At 38.5% G+C, this 16597-nt stretch carries 14 protein-coding genes and 4 tRNA genes; 2 read left to right on the top strand and 16 right to left on the bottom strand.

What is annotated here, in order from left to right:
* Nucleotide 1: 1 nt before the first annotated feature.
* Both BKM32_RS08375 and idi read right to left on the bottom strand, forming a co-directional pair.
* Nucleotides 2–412, bottom strand: a complete 411-nt coding sequence (locus tag BKM32_RS08375) for a 6-carboxytetrahydropterin synthase (protein ID WP_053977416.1) — start codon at nt 410–412, stop codon at nt 2–4.
* Nucleotides 409–933: an isopentenyl-diphosphate Delta-isomerase gene (gene idi / locus BKM32_RS08370; protein ID WP_076663410.1), complete on the bottom strand. Its 525-nt coding sequence runs from the start codon at nt 931–933 to the stop codon at nt 409–411. The genes BKM32_RS08375 and idi overlap by 4 nt, the downstream gene beginning before the upstream one ends.
* 237 nt (nt 934–1170) lie before the next feature.
* On the opposite strand from idi, the gene BKM32_RS08365 reads away from it, so the two are divergent.
* Nucleotides 1171–2760, top strand: coding sequence for a peptide chain release factor 3 (locus BKM32_RS08365; protein ID WP_053977414.1), 1590 nt, complete (start codon nt 1171–1173; stop codon nt 2758–2760).
* Between the two features lie 149 nt (nt 2761–2909).
* Nucleotides 2910–3140 carry a (4Fe-4S)-binding protein gene (locus BKM32_RS08360; RefSeq protein ID WP_053977413.1) on the top strand — a complete coding sequence of 77 codons (231 nt, stop codon included), beginning with the start codon at nt 2910–2912 and terminating at the stop codon, nt 3138–3140.
* Between the two features lie 59 nt (nt 3141–3199).
* Here the strand turns inward: BKM32_RS08360 and BKM32_RS08355 are convergent, their stop codons facing one another.
* The 14 genes from BKM32_RS08355 to BKM32_RS08290 all read right to left on the bottom strand — a co-directional run bounded on the left by BKM32_RS08355 (nt 3200) and on the right by BKM32_RS08290 (nt 16554).
* A complete protein-coding gene (locus BKM32_RS08355; RefSeq protein WP_076663409.1) occupies nt 3200–3517 on the bottom strand; it encodes a DUF3467 domain-containing protein in 318 nt (105 codons plus the stop codon).
* A 57-nt stretch (nt 3518–3574) separates the two neighbouring features.
* Entirely contained in the window at nt 3575–7876 is a 4302-nt protein-coding gene (rpoC, locus tag BKM32_RS08350) for a DNA-directed RNA polymerase subunit beta' (protein ID WP_076663408.1), read from the bottom strand.
* 66 nt (nt 7877–7942) lie between these two features.
* Nucleotides 7943–11755 (bottom strand): DNA-directed RNA polymerase subunit beta, encoded by a 3813-nt coding sequence (gene rpoB / locus BKM32_RS08345; RefSeq protein ID WP_053977410.1) that lies wholly within the window; start codon nt 11753–11755, stop codon nt 7943–7945.
* Between the two features lie 122 nt (nt 11756–11877).
* Nucleotides 11878–12255 carry a 50S ribosomal protein L7/L12 gene (gene rplL, locus BKM32_RS08340; protein WP_076663407.1) on the bottom strand — a complete coding sequence of 126 codons (378 nt, stop codon included), beginning with the start codon at nt 12253–12255 and terminating at the stop codon, nt 11878–11880.
* Nucleotides 12256–12315: 60 nt separating this feature from the next.
* Entirely contained in the window at nt 12316–12837 is a 522-nt protein-coding gene (gene rplJ / locus BKM32_RS08335; protein ID WP_053977408.1) for a 50S ribosomal protein L10, read from the bottom strand.
* Nucleotides 12838–12856: 19 nt separating this feature from the next.
* Entirely contained in the window at nt 12857–13546 is a 690-nt protein-coding gene (rplA, locus tag BKM32_RS08330) for a 50S ribosomal protein L1 (RefSeq protein ID WP_053977407.1), read from the bottom strand.
* An 11-nt stretch (nt 13547–13557) separates the two neighbouring features.
* Nucleotides 13558–13998: a 50S ribosomal protein L11 gene (gene rplK / locus BKM32_RS08325; protein WP_053977406.1), complete on the bottom strand. Its 441-nt coding sequence runs from the start codon at nt 13996–13998 to the stop codon at nt 13558–13560.
* A gap of 72 nt (nt 13999–14070) precedes the next feature.
* Nucleotides 14071–14628 carry a transcription termination/antitermination protein NusG gene (nusG, locus tag BKM32_RS08320; protein ID WP_053977405.1) on the bottom strand — a complete coding sequence of 186 codons (558 nt, stop codon included), beginning with the start codon at nt 14626–14628 and terminating at the stop codon, nt 14071–14073.
* A gap of 11 nt (nt 14629–14639) precedes the next feature.
* Complete coding sequence (gene secE, locus BKM32_RS08315; protein WP_053977404.1) at nt 14640–14834, bottom strand: preprotein translocase subunit SecE; 195 nt, start codon at nt 14832–14834, stop codon at nt 14640–14642.
* 69 nt (nt 14835–14903) lie between these two features.
* Nucleotides 14904–14976, bottom strand: a tRNA-Trp gene (locus BKM32_RS08310).
* Nucleotides 14977–15041: 65 nt separating this feature from the next.
* The gene (gene tuf, locus BKM32_RS08305; RefSeq protein ID WP_053977403.1) at nt 15042–16229 is read right to left on the bottom strand and encodes an elongation factor Tu; all 1188 of its coding nucleotides are present in this window, start codon (nt 16227–16229) and stop codon (nt 15042–15044) included.
* A gap of 58 nt (nt 16230–16287) precedes the next feature.
* Nucleotides 16288–16359 (bottom strand) — tRNA-Thr (locus BKM32_RS08300).
* 11 nt (nt 16360–16370) lie between these two features.
* Nucleotides 16371–16443, bottom strand: a tRNA-Gly gene (locus BKM32_RS08295).
* A gap of 29 nt (nt 16444–16472) precedes the next feature.
* Nucleotides 16473–16554: transfer RNA gene (locus tag BKM32_RS08290), tRNA-Tyr, on the bottom strand.
* Nucleotides 16555–16597 lie beyond the last annotated feature (43 nt).

Genomic DNA, 16597 nt, shown 5'->3' with positions numbered 1-16597 from the left:
CTTACTGTCCTGAGTAGGTTACATAATTTCGTTGGGTTTCATATAAGGTGACTTCCAAATCGAGTTTGGAATCCAATCGGGCCTTGAGTTTGTTGTAGATCACTACGACAATATTTTCAGCAGTGGGATTTAGGTCCTTAAATTCTTCGACCTCCAAATTCAAGTTTTTATGGTCAAAAGGCTCTTCTACTTCTTCCCTAATGATATTCTTTAAGACCCTAAGGTCTATAACATAACCTGTTTCTTTATCAATCCGTCCCGTGACGCTCACAGATAATTCGTAGTTGTGACCATGGTAATTTGGATTACTGCATTTTCCAAATACCTCTAAGTTTTGCTCGTCCGACCAATCTTTCCGATAAAGCCGATGTGCCGCATTAAAATGGGCCCTCCTACTTACAGTGACTATCATTTTGAAATATTTATATGTTGGTAGAATTTTTCAAAAATAATCTTAAACCATGCTGTATACACTTCTGGGTGTGTGACCATATCGGACTTTACTTCTTCCAATCCCATCCATTTCCAAGCAGCTACTTCGTCTGGGTTTATTTCAGGTTCTTCATTGTAATGTCCCACCAATATATGGTCATATTCATGTTCTGTAAGCCCATTGTCAAAAGGTGCTTTATAAATGAAGGAAATAGTATCTTTCAAATCAGTTACAAAGCCCATTTCCTCCTGCAATCGTCTTTTCCCTGCTTGAATATTGGTTTCTCCAACACGTTGGTGACTGCAACAGGTATTGGTCCACAACCCTGGTGAGTGATATTTATGAAGTGCACGTTGCTGCACCATCAATTCATTTTTATCATTGAACACAAACACAGAAAATGCCCTGTGCAACAATGCTTTTTCGTGAGCTTCCATCTTGGCCATTGTACCAATTTGCTCATCGTTTTCATTAACTAAAATGACTTGTTCTTCAATCATACCGTAAAAATACCAATCAAATTTCAAATGAACATAATCCTTACCCTAATTGTTGCCTGAAAAATCACAAAAACAAAGATGATTACTTTTAAGTGAAATTGGTTAAAGTTAATTATACATAAGTCATCAAAAAATAACGTTTATACTATATCCTCTGCAAATGAAGCCTTTAAAAAGTGGAATCCTTAATTGTAACATGCCTGAAGAAGACGTATATTTGCCGTCCAATTTAAGCGCATGAATTTTAAAGACGAAATCAAAAGAAGACGTACGTTTGGTATCATTTCTCACCCTGATGCCGGAAAGACTACTTTAACAGAAAAACTCTTGCTTTTTGGTGGGGCCATTCAAGAGGCCGGTGCCGTAAAAAGCAATAAAATAAAAAAAGGAGCTACGAGTGACTTTATGGAAATTGAACGCCAAAGAGGGATTTCTGTAGCTACTTCGGTACTTGCTTTTGAGTACAATGGTATTAAAGTGAATATCTTGGACACACCAGGTCACAAAGACTTTGCCGAAGACACTTTTAGAACCTTGACCGCTGTTGATAGTGTTATTGTTGTAGTTGATGTAGCCAAAGGAGTTGAGGAGCAAACCGAAAAACTGGTAGAGGTTTGTAGAATGCGAAACATTCCAATGATTGTGTTTATCAATAAATTAGACCGTGAAGGAAAAGATGCCTTCGATCTTTTGGATGAAATCGAACAAAAATTAGGCTTAAGTGTAGTACCATTGAGTTTCCCAATTGGTATGGGGTATGACTTTAAAGGTATCTACAACATTTGGGAAAAGAACATCAACCTATTTAGCGGCGATAGCAGAAAGAATATTGAGGAAACTATCGAGATTTCCGATTTGGAATCGCCAGAACTGAACAAATTGGTAGGTGATAAAGCAGCGGATACCCTTAGAGAGGAAATAGAATTGGTACAGGGTATCTATCCTGAATTCAGTAAGGAGGATTATTTAAGTGGTCAACAACAACCTGTATTCTTTGGTTCTGCCTTGAACAATTTTGGAGTAAGGGAATTGTTGGATTGCTTTGTGGATATAGCGCCTTCTCCAAGACCAAAACAAAGTGAAGAGCGTTTGGTAAATCCAGATGAATCAAAATTTACCGGTTTTGTATTTAAAATCCATGCTAATATGGATCCAAACCACCGTGACCGTTTGGCATTCATTAAAATTGTATCCGGAGAATTTAAACGTAATGCGCCTTATCTTCACGTTAGAAATAACAAGAAATTGAAATTCTCTAGTCCAAATGCCTTTTTTGCAGAGAAAAAGGAAATCGTAGATATCTCCTACCCTGGTGATATTGTTGGACTTCATGATACGGGTAACTTTAAAATTGGAGATACGCTTACCGAAGGTGAAACCATCAATTACAAAGGAATCCCAAGTTTCTCTCCGGAACACTTTAGATACATTAATAACGCCGACCCATTAAAGTCAAAACAATTGTTCAAAGGAATTGACCAATTGATGGACGAAGGGGTTGCTCAGTTATTTACACTGGAACTCAATGGACGTAAAGTAATCGGTACTGTTGGAGCCCTTCAATATGAAGTAATCCAATACAGATTAGAGCACGAATACGGAGCCAAATGTACCTACGAAAACCTAAATGTTTTTAAGGCTTGTTGGGTAGATCCTGAAGATGTCAAAAATGAAGAGTACAAAGAATTTTTACGTGTGAAGCAACGCTACTTGGCTAAAGACAAGCAAGGACAACTTGTATTTTTGGCTGATTCAGCATTTTCATTGCAAATGACACAGCAAAAGTACCCGTCAATTAAGTTCCACTTTACTTCAGAATTCAAGTAATAAATTAACATTTCAATCGTTTTAGTAAGAAATTAAATACAAACGAAAGGGTTTGCCACTTATTTGTTGTCGCTTATCGAAAATATTGTTGAAAGATTCGGCATTTTGATAATTTCAACCTGTGAAGATAACCCCAAAATCGTCTACTTATGAAAATCCAAGCTAACCAATTCAGTAATGGAGACATTACTGTATCTTTCGATCCTTGCCAATGTATCAACTCAGAACGATGTGCCAAAGAACTTTCAAGTGTCTTCAGGCATTCTGTTATTCCTTGGGTTGATTTGGATGGAGCTCCAAGTGAAAAAATCATTAAACAAATTGAAAAGTGTCCTTCTGGGGCCTTAAGCTATAAAGCAAAAGTTGCAGAGTTTGCTTAAAAAACTTTCAATTCAATACCATAAAAAAAGCCTTTGATAATCATCAAAGGCTTTTTCTTTTATGCTTGTCCCGTTGGTCCAAAATTTAATGGAATTGGTGGTTGCTCATAATCTTTTATCTCACCATGAGCTTGCTCAAATCTATGAACATTATCCCCCAATGCCTTTAATAGTCTTTTGGCGTGCTGTGGAGTTAAAATAATTCTAGACTTCACCTTACTTTTTGGAGTTCCAGGCATTATACTAACAAAATCAACAACAAATTCTGAAACTGAATGGTTAATGATTGCCAAGTTGGAATAAGTTCCTTCAGCAATTTTTTCATCCAATTCAATATTGATTTGTCCTTGTTTCTTTTTCTTTTCTTCGTCTGCCATATGTTATGTTATTCAAATTAATGTAAAAAAAGAATCCCGCTTACGCGGGAATTCTTTTTAGTTATAATTCATTTCTTCTTTGGCTTTCATCATTTCATTGAACTCCTCTTTAGATCCTACGATAATACTATCGTATCGTCTAACACCTGTACCGGCTGGAATTCTATGTCCAACAATTACGTTTTCTTTCAAGCCTTCAAGAGCATCAATTTTTGCACTTACTGCTGCTTCGTTAAGAACTTTTGTAGTTTCCTGGAACGATGCCGCAGAGATAAATGACTTAGTCTGTAGAGAGGCTCTCGTAATACCTTGTAGGATTGGAGTAGCTGTAGCTGGACTAGCATCTCTAGCCGATACTAAAGCTTTATCCTCTCTTCTCAAGATAGAATTTTCATCTCTTAACTGACGAAGGGTAACGATTTGACCTGGCTTCAATTTCGCAGAATCTCCTGCGTCCTCTACTACTTTCATTCCGAAGATCTTGTCGTTTTCTTCAATAAAGTCAGATTTGTGTACCAATTGGTTTTCTAAGAAGATAGTATCTCCAGAATCAATAATCTGAACTTTACGCATCATTTGTCTTACAACCACCTCAAAGTGCTTATCGTTGATCTTCACCCCTTGTAGACGGTATACTTCTTGAACTTCGTTCACCAAGTATTGTTGTACTGCAGATGGTCCTTTAATGTTCAAGATATCTGTAGGCGTGATCGATCCGTCAGACAATGGCATACCAGCTTTAACGTAATCGTTCTCCTGAACAAGGATTTGGTTAGATAACTTCACTAAGTATTTCTTAACCTCTCCAAGTTTAGACTCGATAATGATTTCACGGTTACCTCTCTTAATCTTACCGAAGGATACCACACCATCAATCTCAGTTACTACCGCTGGGTTAGATGGGTTACGAGCTTCGAACAACTCGGTTACACGTGGAAGACCTCCAGTAATATCCCCTGCCTTAGCAGATTTACGAGGAATCTTAACCAAAATCTTACCTACGCTAATCTTCTCTCCATTATCAATCATCAAGTGAGCACCTACCGGTAAGTTGTATGAACGGATAGTTTCACCTTTTGAATCTTCAATATGAAGTGTTGGAATCAATTTCTTGTTTCTAGATTCTGAAATTACTTTTTCTTGGAATCCAGTTTGCTCATCGATCTCAACTTGATACGTCATCCCTTGCTCGATGTTTTCATAACGTACCTTACCGGCAAATTCTGAAATAATTACACCGTTATAAGGGTCCCAAGAACAGATTACATCACCTTTCTTAACAGCATCTCCACTGTTTACATATACAAACGATCCATAAGGAATGTTGTTTGTACTTAAAGTGATACCTGTTTTGGCATCTACAAGTTTCATTTCTGAAGTTCTGGAAATAACAACATCTACTTCCTTCCCTTCATTATCAACGGTCTTAACAGTTTTTAAATCTTCGATTTCTGCAATACCGTCGTACTTCACGATTAACTTGTTCTCCTCAGAGATGTTACCGGCAATACCCCCTACGTGAAAGGTACGCAATGTTAACTGTGTACCAGGCTCTCCAATAGACTGCGCTGCTACAACACCAACGGCTTCACCTCTTTGTACAATTTTACCAGTGGCAAGGTTTCTACCGTAACACTTAGCACAAATTCCTTGTTTAGCCTCACAACTTAATGGTGAACGTACTTCTATAGTTTCAAGTGCAGAGTTCTCGATTGCTCTAGCAATAGGCTCATCGATATGCTCTCCTGCTTTTACCAATAATTCTTCTGTAATAGGATCGTAAACATCGTTCAATGAAGTACGACCTACAATTCTATCTTCAAGTTTCTCAACAACCTCTTCGTTTTTCTTCAAGGCCGCTACTTCAATACCTCTTAATGTACCACAGTCTTCACTGTAAATGATAACATCTTGAGAAACGTCTACCAAACGACGCGTCAAGTAACCCGCATCGGCCGTTTTAAGAGCCGTATCCGCAAGACCTTTACGAGCACCGTGCGTAGAGATAAAGTATTCCAAAATTGAAAGTCCTTCCTTAAAGTTAGAAAGAATTGGGTTTTCAATAATTTCACCACCTCCAGCATTAGATTTCTTAGGTTTTGCCATCAAACCACGCATACCGGTCAACTGACGAATCTGCTCTTTCGATCCACGAGCTCCAGAATCAAGCATCATGTATACAGAGTTAAATCCTTGTTGGTCCTCACGGATACGCTTCATAGACAACTCCGTCAATTCAGCATTCGTAGACGTCCAAATATCAATTACCTGGTTGTAACGTTCGTTGTTGGTAATAAGTCCCATGTTATAGTTGGCCATGATACCATCTACCAAAGTATTGGCTTTATCGATCATGCTGTGTTTTTCAGCAGGGATAATAATATCACCTAAACTGAAAGACAATCCCCCTTGGAATGCAAACCTATATCCTAAACCTTTGATGTCGTCCAAGAAAGCCGCTGTTTCAGGTACACTAGTAACTTTAAGAATGTTACCAATAATATCTCTAAGCGATTTCTTAGTCAAAACTTGGTTAATATATCCTGCTGCTGCGGGTACTTTTTCGTTGAAAAGTACACGTCCAACAGTAGTTTGAATGATTTGGGTGGTCAATTCACCTGCCTCATTAAAGTCTTTTGTTCTTACCTTGATACGGGCATTCAAGTCTACTCTTTTCTCGTTGTAAGCAATAGTTACCTCGTCTGGAGAGTAGAATGTCAAACCTTCACCTTTAACAGTTACATCTTCGGTAGTTAAACGCTCCTTGGTCATGTAGTACAGACCAAGTACCATATCCTGAGAAGGTACGGTTACCGGAGATCCGTTAGCAGGGTTCAAGATATTGTGTGATGCCAACATCAACAATTGTGCTTCCAAAATAGCCTCTGGTCCTAATGGTAAGTGTACCGCCATCTGGTCACCATCGAAATCCGCGTTAAACGCCGTACATACCAATGGGTGTAACTGGATAGCTTTACCTTCGATCAACTTAGGCTGGAAAGCTTGGATACCAAGTCTGTGAAGCGTAGGAGCACGGTTCAAAAGCACTGGATGTCCTTTTAATACGTTTTCCAAGATGTCCCACACAACTGGTTCTTTTCTATCTATAATTTTTTTCGCAGATTTTACAGTCTTAACAATTCCTCTTTCAATCAATTTTCTGATGATAAAAGGCTTGTACAATTCTGCTGCCATGTTCTTTGGCAATCCACATTCAAACAATTTTAATTCCGGTCCAACAACAATTACCGAACGTGCAGAGTAATCAACACGTTTTCCTAATAAGTTCTGACGGAAACGCCCTTGCTTACCTTTTAAGGAATCAGACAATGACTTAAGTGGTCTGTTAGAATCTGTTTTTACAGCAGACGACTTACGTGTGTTATCAAACAATGAATCTACAGACTCTTGTAACATACGCTTTTCGTTACGTAAGATTACTTCTGGAGCCTTGATTTCTACCAATCTCTTCAGACGGTTGTTACGGATGATTACACGACGGTACAAATCATTCAAATCTGACGTTGCAAAACGACCTCCATCCAATGGCACCAATGGACGTAATTCTGGTGGAATGACAGGAATAGCCTTCATGATCATCCACTCTGGTCTGTTTTCACGGTTAGCATTAGAATCTCTAAACGCCTCAACAACCTGTAAACGTTTTAACGCTTCGGTTTTACGTTGTTTAGAAGTTTCGTTGTTGGCTTTGTGACGTAGGTCATAAGACAATTCATCCAAATCAATTCTCGCTAAAAGCTCGATCAAACACTCGGCTCCCATTTTAGCGATGAATTTGTTAGGATCTGTGTCGTCCAAATATTGGTTTTCTTGTGGAAGTGATTCCAAGATGGTCAAGTATTCCTCTTCTGTCAAGAAATCCAATTTTTGTAATGGGTCACCTTCTACACCTTTTGCATTACCTGGTTGAATTACCACATAACGCTCGTAGTAGATGATCATGTCCAATTTCTTGGATGGCAATCCTAATAGGTAACCAATTTTATTTGGAAGAGAACGGAAATACCAAATATGTGCTACTGGCACAACAAGGTTAATGTGTCCTACTCTATCTCTACGTACCTTCTTTTCTGTTACTTCAACACCACATCTATCACAAACAATTCCTTTGTAACGGATTCTTTTATATTTACCACAAGCACATTCAAAATCCTTAACGGGACCAAAAATACGCTCACAGAATAAACCATCTCTTTCTGGTTTATGAGTTCGATAATTAATAGTTTCAGGTTTCAGAACCTCACCACGAGATGCCGCCAAAATAGACTCTGGCGATGCTAAACCAATCGAGATTTTATTAAATCTCTGTACTGTATTCTTATCTTGTTTTCTAGCCATAATACTTTGTAGTCTTTATCAGTTTCCGGTAAGTGATACTCACCTACCGGAAGACTGAAAACTTTTTTATTCTTCTAATCTAATATCCAATCCTAATCCTTTCAATTCGTGCATTAATACGTTGAAAGATTCAGGTAGTCCTGGTTCTGGCATCGGCTCTCCTTTTACGATTGCTTCGTAAGTTTTAGCTCTACCTATAACGTCATCAGATTTTACTGTTAAGATTTCACGTAGTGTGCTTGATGCTCCATAAGCCTCAAGTGCCCATACCTCCATCTCTCCGAAACGCTGACCTCCAAACTGAGCCTTACCTCCAAGTGGCTGTTGCGTAATCAATGAGTATGGCCCGATAGAACGTGCGTGCATCTTATCGTCGATCATGTGGCCTAGTTTGATCATGTAGATAACCCCTACAGTTGCAGGTTGGTCAAAACGATCTCCTGTTCCACCATCATATAAGTAAGTGTGTCCAAATCTTGGGATTCCTGCCTCATCGGTAAGTTCATTGATCTGGTCTAGAGTTGCACCGTCAAAAATAGGGGTTGCATAAGTGCGTCCTAATTTTTGTCCAGCCCATCCAAGAACCGTTTCATAAATCTGCCCGATGTTCATACGTGATGGTACCCCTAGTGGGTTCAACACGATATCAACTGGAGTTCCGTCTTCCAAGAACGGCATATCTTCCTGACGAACGATACGTGCAACAATACCTTTGTTACCGTGACGTCCTGCCATTTTATCACCTACTTTAAGTTTACGTTTTTTAGCAACATAAACCTTAGCTAGTTTTATGATACCAGATGGTAACTCATCTCCAACAGAGATTGTAAATTTCTCGCGACGTAAAGATCCTTGTAAATCATTTTCCTTGATTTTGTAATTGTGGATCAAATCTGCTACAAGTTCATTTAAGTGATCATCTGTAGTCCATGTTCCTGAAGTTAAGTGCGTATAGTCATCTACAGCATTTAACATCTTAAGGGTATACTTTTTCCCTTTAGGAATAATTTCTTCACCAAGATCATTAAAGATACCTTGTGCAGTTTTTCCGTTTACAATGTTGAATAATTTTTCAACCAATACATCTTTAAGTTCATCGAACTTTCTGTAGTAAACGCTTTCTAATGCATCGATATCCTCTTTATCCTTAGCTCTCTTACGTTTGTCTTTTATAGCTCTAGAGAACAACTTCTTGTCGATAACAACACCATGTAACGAAGGTGAAGCTTTCAAAGATGCATCTTTAACATCTCCAGCTTTGTCACCAAAGATTGCTCTCAATAATTTTTCTTCTGGAGTAGGATCGCTTTCTCCTTTTGGTGTAATCTTACCAATAAGAATATCTCCTGGCTTGATCTCTGCACCAATACGAATCATACCGTTTTCGTCAAGGTCTTTAGTAGCCTCTTCCGATACGTTAGGGATATCATTAGTTAACTCTTCGTTACCCAATTTGGTATCTCTAACTTCCAACGAATACTCATCGATGTGGATAGATGTAAAAATATCATCGCGTACTACTTTCTCAGAAATCACAATCGCATCCTCGAAGTTGTACCCTTTCCATGGCATGAAGGCCACTTTCATATTTCTACCTAATGCAAGCTCTCCATTTTCTGTTGCATATCCTTCACAAAGTACTTGTCCTTTCTTAACCTTGTCACCTTTAGTTACAATTGGCTTAAGGTTGATAGATGTACCTTGGTTAGTTTTTCTAAATTTAATTAATGGATAAGTTTTAGTATCGCTATCAAAACTTACCATAGCTTCTTCCTCAGTACGCTCGTATCTGATTACGATTTCATTGGCATCAACATACTCAACTGTACCAGCTCCTTCTGCATTGATCAATACCCTTGAATCTGAAGCTACTTGACGCTCTAATCCGGTTCCCACAATAGGTGCTTGAGGACGTAATAATGGTACTGCTTGGCGCATCATGTTAGATCCCATCAAGGCACGGTTCGCATCATCATGCTCCAAGAATGGAATTAAAGATGCCGAAATAGAGGCGATTTGGTTAGGCGCTACGTCTGTATAGTGTACATTTTCCGGTTCAATTACAGGGAAATCACCTTCCATTCTGGCAATTACCTTATCATGTAAAATCTTTCCTTCGTCATCCACCTTAACAGTTGCCTGAGCAATCAATTTCTCTTCTTCTTCCTCTGCACTTAAATAGATTGGCTCTCCTTTGATGTCCACCAAACCTTCTTTAACCTCGCGGTAAGGAGTTTCGATGAATCCCATAGAGTTTACTTTGGCGTAAACTGACAATGAAGAAATCAAACCAATGTTTGGTCCTTCAGGAGTTTCAATAGGACAAAGACGTCCATAATGCGTGTAGTGAACGTCACGAACCTCAAATCCGGCACGCTCTCTAGAAAGACCACCTGGCCCTAATGCCGAAAGACGACGCTTATGCGTGATCTCTGCCAATGGGTTGGTTTGGTCCATAAATTGAGACAACTGGTTTGTACCAAAGAACGAGTTGATAACAGAAGATAAGGTCTTCGCGTTGATCAAATCGATAGGGGTAAACACCTCATTGTCCCTAACGTTCATACGCTCACGGATAGTACGAGCCATACGCGCCAAACCAACACCAAATTGGGCTGACAACTGCTCTCCTACCGTACGCACACGACGGTTAGACAAGTGATCGATATCATCAATCTCTGCCTTAGAGTTGATAAGCTCGATTAAATATTTAATAATGGTAATGATATCTTCTTTGGTAAGCACTTGCTTGTCCATTCCAATATCCAAACCTAATTTTTTATTCATTCTATAACGTCCAACTTCACCTAAAGAGTAACGTTGGTCACTAAAGAACAATTTTTCAATAATACCTCTCGCAGTTTCCTCATCTGGCGGCTCGGCATTACGTAATTGACGATAGATATGTTCTACAGCTTCTTTTTCAGAGTTTGTAGGGTCTTTTTGAAGGGTATTATGAATAATGGCATAATCTCCTTGTTGTGCATTTTCTTTGTGTAAAAGTACGGTCTTAACACCTGCATCAAGGATTTCCTCGATGTTATCCTTATCGATAATAGTGTCACGGTCCAATACTATTTCATTACGCTCGATAGATACCACCTCTCCTGTATCCTCATCTACGAAATCTTCGTGCCAAGTATTCAATACACGAGCAGCTAACTTACGTCCTAAAACTTTCTTTAAACCTGATTTGGAAACTTTAACCTCTTCAGCAAGGTCAAATATTTCAAGAATATCTTTGTCTCGTTCAAAACCAATAGCTCTAAACAATGTGGTTACAGGTAATTTTTTCTTCCTATCAATGTAAGCATACATTACTTGATTGATATCTGTAGCAAATTCAATCCATGATCCTTTAAATGGAATAACTCTTGCTGAATATAATTTGGTTCCATTTGCATGGAAAGATTGGCTGAAGAATACACCAGGAGAACGGTGTAATTGAGAAACTACAACACGTTCAGCACCGTTTATACAAAAGGTACCACTAGGTGTCATGTAAGGAATAGTTCCTAAGTACACATCCTGGACAATGGTCTCGAAATCCTCATGTTCAGGGTCTGTACAGTACAATTTAAGCCTTGCCTTTAATGGTACACTGTATGTTAAACCTCTTTCAATACATTCCTCAATTGTGTATCTTGGTGGATCGATAAAATAATCCAAAAATTCCAAGACGAATTGGTTTCGCGTGTCTGTGATTGGGAAATTTTCCATGAAGGTGTTGTATAGACCTTCATTCCCTCTTTCTTCCGATTTTGTTTCTAACTGGAAAAAATCCTGAAAGGACTTTATTTGAATATCCAAGAAATCGGGATATTCCGTTCTATTTACAATAGAAGAGAAATTTAATCTTTCAGCTGTTTTTGCTAACATCGATGAACGAGATTTTGATTAAAAATAATATAAAGGATGTATATAACAGTTATATACACAAAAGGGTTTAGGTCTTAGAGGTTACCTCTAGACCTAAACCATATTTTGTAGGTTAGTTAAGCTTACTTAAGCTCAACCTCAGCTCCAGCTTCTTCCAATGAAGCTTTTAAAGCTTCTGCTTCATCTTTAGATACAGCTTCTTTAACTGTGCTAGGTGCACCGTCAACTAATTCTTTAGCTTCTTTCAATCCTAAACCAGTTAATTCTTTAACCAATTTAACAACTGCTAATTTAGAAGCACCAGCTGCTTTAAGGATTACGTCGAATTCAGTTTGCTCTTCTGCAGCTTCTCCACCTGCAGCAGCTCCACCTGCAGCAACTGCTACAGCAGCAGCAGCTGGCTCAATACCGTACTCGTCTTTTAATATTGTAGCTAATTCGTTTACTTCTTTAACTGTTAAATTAACTAATTGTTCTGCGAAATCTTTTAAATCTGCCATTTTCTATCGTTTTAATAAAATTTTTAAAAATATATTTGTTTAAGTGCGTACTTATTTGGATTATCCTTCTTTCTCGGATAACGTCTTGATGATACCGGCCAATGTACCGCCTCCAGACTTAAGAGCAGACACAACGTTCTTAGCAGGCGATTGTAGCAATGCCACGATATCTCCAATAAGCTCTTCTCTAGATTTGATGTCAACCAATGCATCTAATTGATCGTCCCCAACATAAATTGCTTCTTCAATAAAAGCTCCTTTAAGCAACGGCTTTTCAGATTTTTTACGGAAGGCTTTGATAACCTTTGCTGGCGCGTTTCCTGTTTCAGAAAACAAAATTGACGTATTTCCTTTAAGTACACCTGGCAGCTCTCCAAAATCTTTCTCAGAAGCTTCCATGGCTTTAGCCAATAATGTATTCTTTACTACAGCTAATTGTACGTTTGCTTTAAAACATGCACGACGTAACTCTGAAGTGTTTCCTGCATTTAATCCAGAAATATCTGCTAAATAAATATTAGGATTCTCTGCTAACTGAGCAGTCAACTCTTCAATAACTTGTGATTTTTCTTCTCTTGTCATAATATAAAAGTTTAACTACTTAGTTTATTTTTGTATCTACTGCAATACTTGGACTCATAGTACTAGAAATGAAAATACTTTTCACGTAAGTACCTTTAGCTGCAGTAGGCTTCAATTTCATCAATGTAGAAAGTAATTCCTGTGCGTTACCTACCAATTTGTCAGCGCTAAAAGACGCCTTCCCGATTGGAGCGTGAACGATACCAGTTTTGTCTACTTTGAAATCAATCTTACCTGCTTTTACTTCACTAACAGCTTTAGCCACATCCATAGTTACAGTACCAGTTTTAGGGTTAGGCATTAAACCTCTAGGTCCCAAAATTCTACCTAATGGTCCTAATTTACCCATAATGCTAGGCATTGTAACGATAACGTCTACGTCTGTCCAACCGTCCTTGATCTTTTGTAGGTACTCGTCTAAACCTACATAATCAGCTCCAGCTTCTTTAGCTTCAGCTTCTTTGTCAGGAGTTACCAAGGCCAATACTTTCATATCCTTACCTGTTCCGTGAGGAAGAGAAACTACACCTCTAACCATTTGGTTAGCTTTACGTGGGTCTACTCCTAAACGAACAGCGATATCTACAGAAGCATCAAATTTAGTATAAGTAATTTCCTTTAATAAGTTTGAAGCTTCCTCAAGAGAATAAAGCTTGTTTTTCTCAACTTTAGCTCTTGCTTCCTTTTGCTTTCTTGTTAATCTTGCCATTTCAAAAATTTTTAGTTAGGAGCTTCCCCGCCTTTAACAGTGATTCCCATTGATCTTGCAGTACCTGCAACCATTGTCATAGCAGACTCAATTGTAAATGCATTCAAGTCTTGCATTTTGTCCTCTGCAATAGCTCTAACTTGATCCCAAGTTATTTTAGCTACTTTCTTTCTGTTCGGTTCTCCAGATCCCTTTTTTACTTTGGCCGCTTCCATTAATTGTACAGCAGCTGGAGGAGTTTTGATTACAAAATCAAAAGATTTGTCTTTGTAAACAGAGATAACTACTGGTAATACTTTACCAGCTTTATCTTGGGTTCTCGCATTAAATTGCTTACAGAACTCCATGATATTAACTCCAGCAGCACCTAAAGCGGGTCCAACTGGTGGCGACGGATTCGCAGCACCTCCCCGAACTTGTAATTTAACTACTTTACTTAATTCTTTTGCCATTTTAATAAATTTAGTTTTGCATGTCTCTTAATATGGAAGCAAAAAGACATACGATATATCTGGTAACAATTATTAAACTTTTTCCACTTGCATATAACTCAACTCCAATGGTGTTTTTCTTCCAAAAATTCGCACCATAACTTCAAGTTTACGCTTCTCTTCATTGATCTTTTCGATAGTACCATCAAATCCATTAAATGGACCGTCAATTACTTTTACTGTCTCACCAATGGTGTAAGGGATTGCCACATTAGCATCGGCATCTACCGTAAGCTCATCCACTTTACCTAACATTCTGTTTACTTCAGATTGTCTTAACGGCACAGGATCACCTCCCTTTGTTTCACCTAAAAATCCAATTACGTTGGTAATGGATTTGATGATGTGTGGAATTTCTCCACTTAAATTAGCTTGAATCATTATATAACCAGGAAAATACACACGTTCCTTGTGTATCTTTTTCCCGTTACGTATTTGAATCACCTTTTCTGTAGGAACCAATACTTGGTCAACAAAATCCTCTAGACCCAATCTCGTAATTTCATTCTCGATATAGGTTTTGATTTTGTTTTCTTGACCACTTACGGCTCTAACAACGTACCATTTCTTATTTGTGTTTGTCTCAGACATTCAAAAGTGTTTTAGCTGATTAAATCAAAATATTGTTTAATAACTTTACTAAAAACAGTATCCACTCCCCAAATAGCCAATGCAAAAACAATAGAGAAAACAGCCACAAGAACAGTTAAGCTTTGCGCTTCTGCCCAAGTAGGCCATGACACATTATTCTTTAATTCCTCAAAGGATTCCTTTATATAATTAACAATTCCTGCCATTTGACTTAAAAGTTTTTATCAGATTACAAACTCTCAACTTACGTTAAAAAAATGTAATCTAAAAATTTGCACGGGTTGCGAGACTCGAACTCACGACACCTGGTTTTGGAGACCAGTGCTCTACCAACTGAGCTAAACCCGTAAATATAAATCAAGGCGTCTTGCTAAAATGTACAAGACACCTTAATTTATAAACTATAAATATTATTAGTCTAAGATTTCAGTTACCTGACCAGCTCCTACTGTACGTCCACCTTCACGGATAGCGAAACGTAAACCTACGTTCATCGCGATTGGTTGGATCAATTCTACAGTAATAGTAAGGTTATCTCCAGGCATTACCATCTCAACTCCATCAGGAAGGCTAATGTTTCCTGTTACGTCAGTTGTACGTACGTAGAACTGTGGACGGTAGTTGTTGTGGAATGGCGTGTGACGTCCACCTTCTTCTTTCTTAAGGATATAAACCTCAGCTTTGAACTTTTTGTGTGGAGTTACAGAACCTGGCTTAACGATTACCATACCTCTAGAGATTTGGTTTTTATCGATACCTCTTAATAAGATACCTGCGTTATCTCCAGCCTCACCTCTATCCAAGATTTGACGGAACATCTCGATACCAGTAATAGTAGAAGTCAATTTCTCAGCTCCCATACCGATGATCTCTACAGGATCTCCAGTTTTAGCTACACCAGTTTCGATACGTCCAGTTGCAACAGTACCACGACCAGTAATAGAGAATACATCTTCGATAGGCATCAAGAAAGGCTTATCCATATCACGTACTGGTTCTTCAATCCAAGCATCAACAGCTTCCATCAATTCCATTACTGTATCAACCCACTTTTGCTCACCGTTAAGTGCACCAAGAGCAGAACCAGCAATTACAGGACCGTTATCTCCATCATACTCATAGAAAGACAACAAATCTCTGATTTCCATTTCTACTAACTCTAAAAGCTCCTCATCATCAACCATATCAACTTTGTTCATGAAAACAACGATACGAGGAATACCTACCTGACGACCTAAAAGGATGTGCTCACGAGTTTGAGGCATAGGACCATCTGTTGCAGCAACCACCAAGATAGCACCATCCATTTGCGCAGCACCAGTTACCATGTTCTTAACGTAATCGGCGTGACCAGGACAATCTACGTGTGCGTAGTGACGATTTGCAGTCTGATACTCTACGTGAGATGTATTAATTGTAATACCTCTTTCCTTCTCTTCCGGAGCGTTATCAATTTGATCGAATGATCTTGCTTCAGATAAACCCGCATCAGCTAATACTTTTGTAATAGCGGCAGTTAAAGTTGTTTTACCGTGATCTACGTGTCCGATAGTACCAATGTTTAAGTGTGGTTTCGAACGATCAAAAGTTCCCTTTGCCATGTTTAATTTATTTAATCTTAATTTATATTAGTGTTCAAATTTAATTCACTGTAATATGAGCCAATGACGGGATTTGAACCCGTGACCTCTTCCTTACCAAGGAAACGCTCTACCCCTGAGCTACACCGGCTTTTTAAAAAGAGCGGGAGACCGGGTTCGAACCGGCGACATTCAGCTTGGAAGGCTGACGCTCTACCAACTGAGCTACTCCCGCTTTTTAAAAATTTAAATAGAGTAAAAAAGTGGGGAGAGCAGGATTCGAACCTGCGAAGACATAGTCAGCAGATTTACAGTCTGCCCTCGTTGGCCGCTTGAGTATCTCCCCAATGGTTTTTACAATATTTTAGATCATTTCTCTTAAAGAACTT

Source organism: Mangrovimonas sp. DI 80, from assembly GCF_001975575.1.
Classification (GTDB): Bacteria; Bacteroidota; Bacteroidia; order Flavobacteriales; family Flavobacteriaceae; genus Mangrovimonas_A; species Mangrovimonas_A xylaniphaga.
This window is presented reverse-complemented; position numbering and strand designations above follow the sequence as displayed.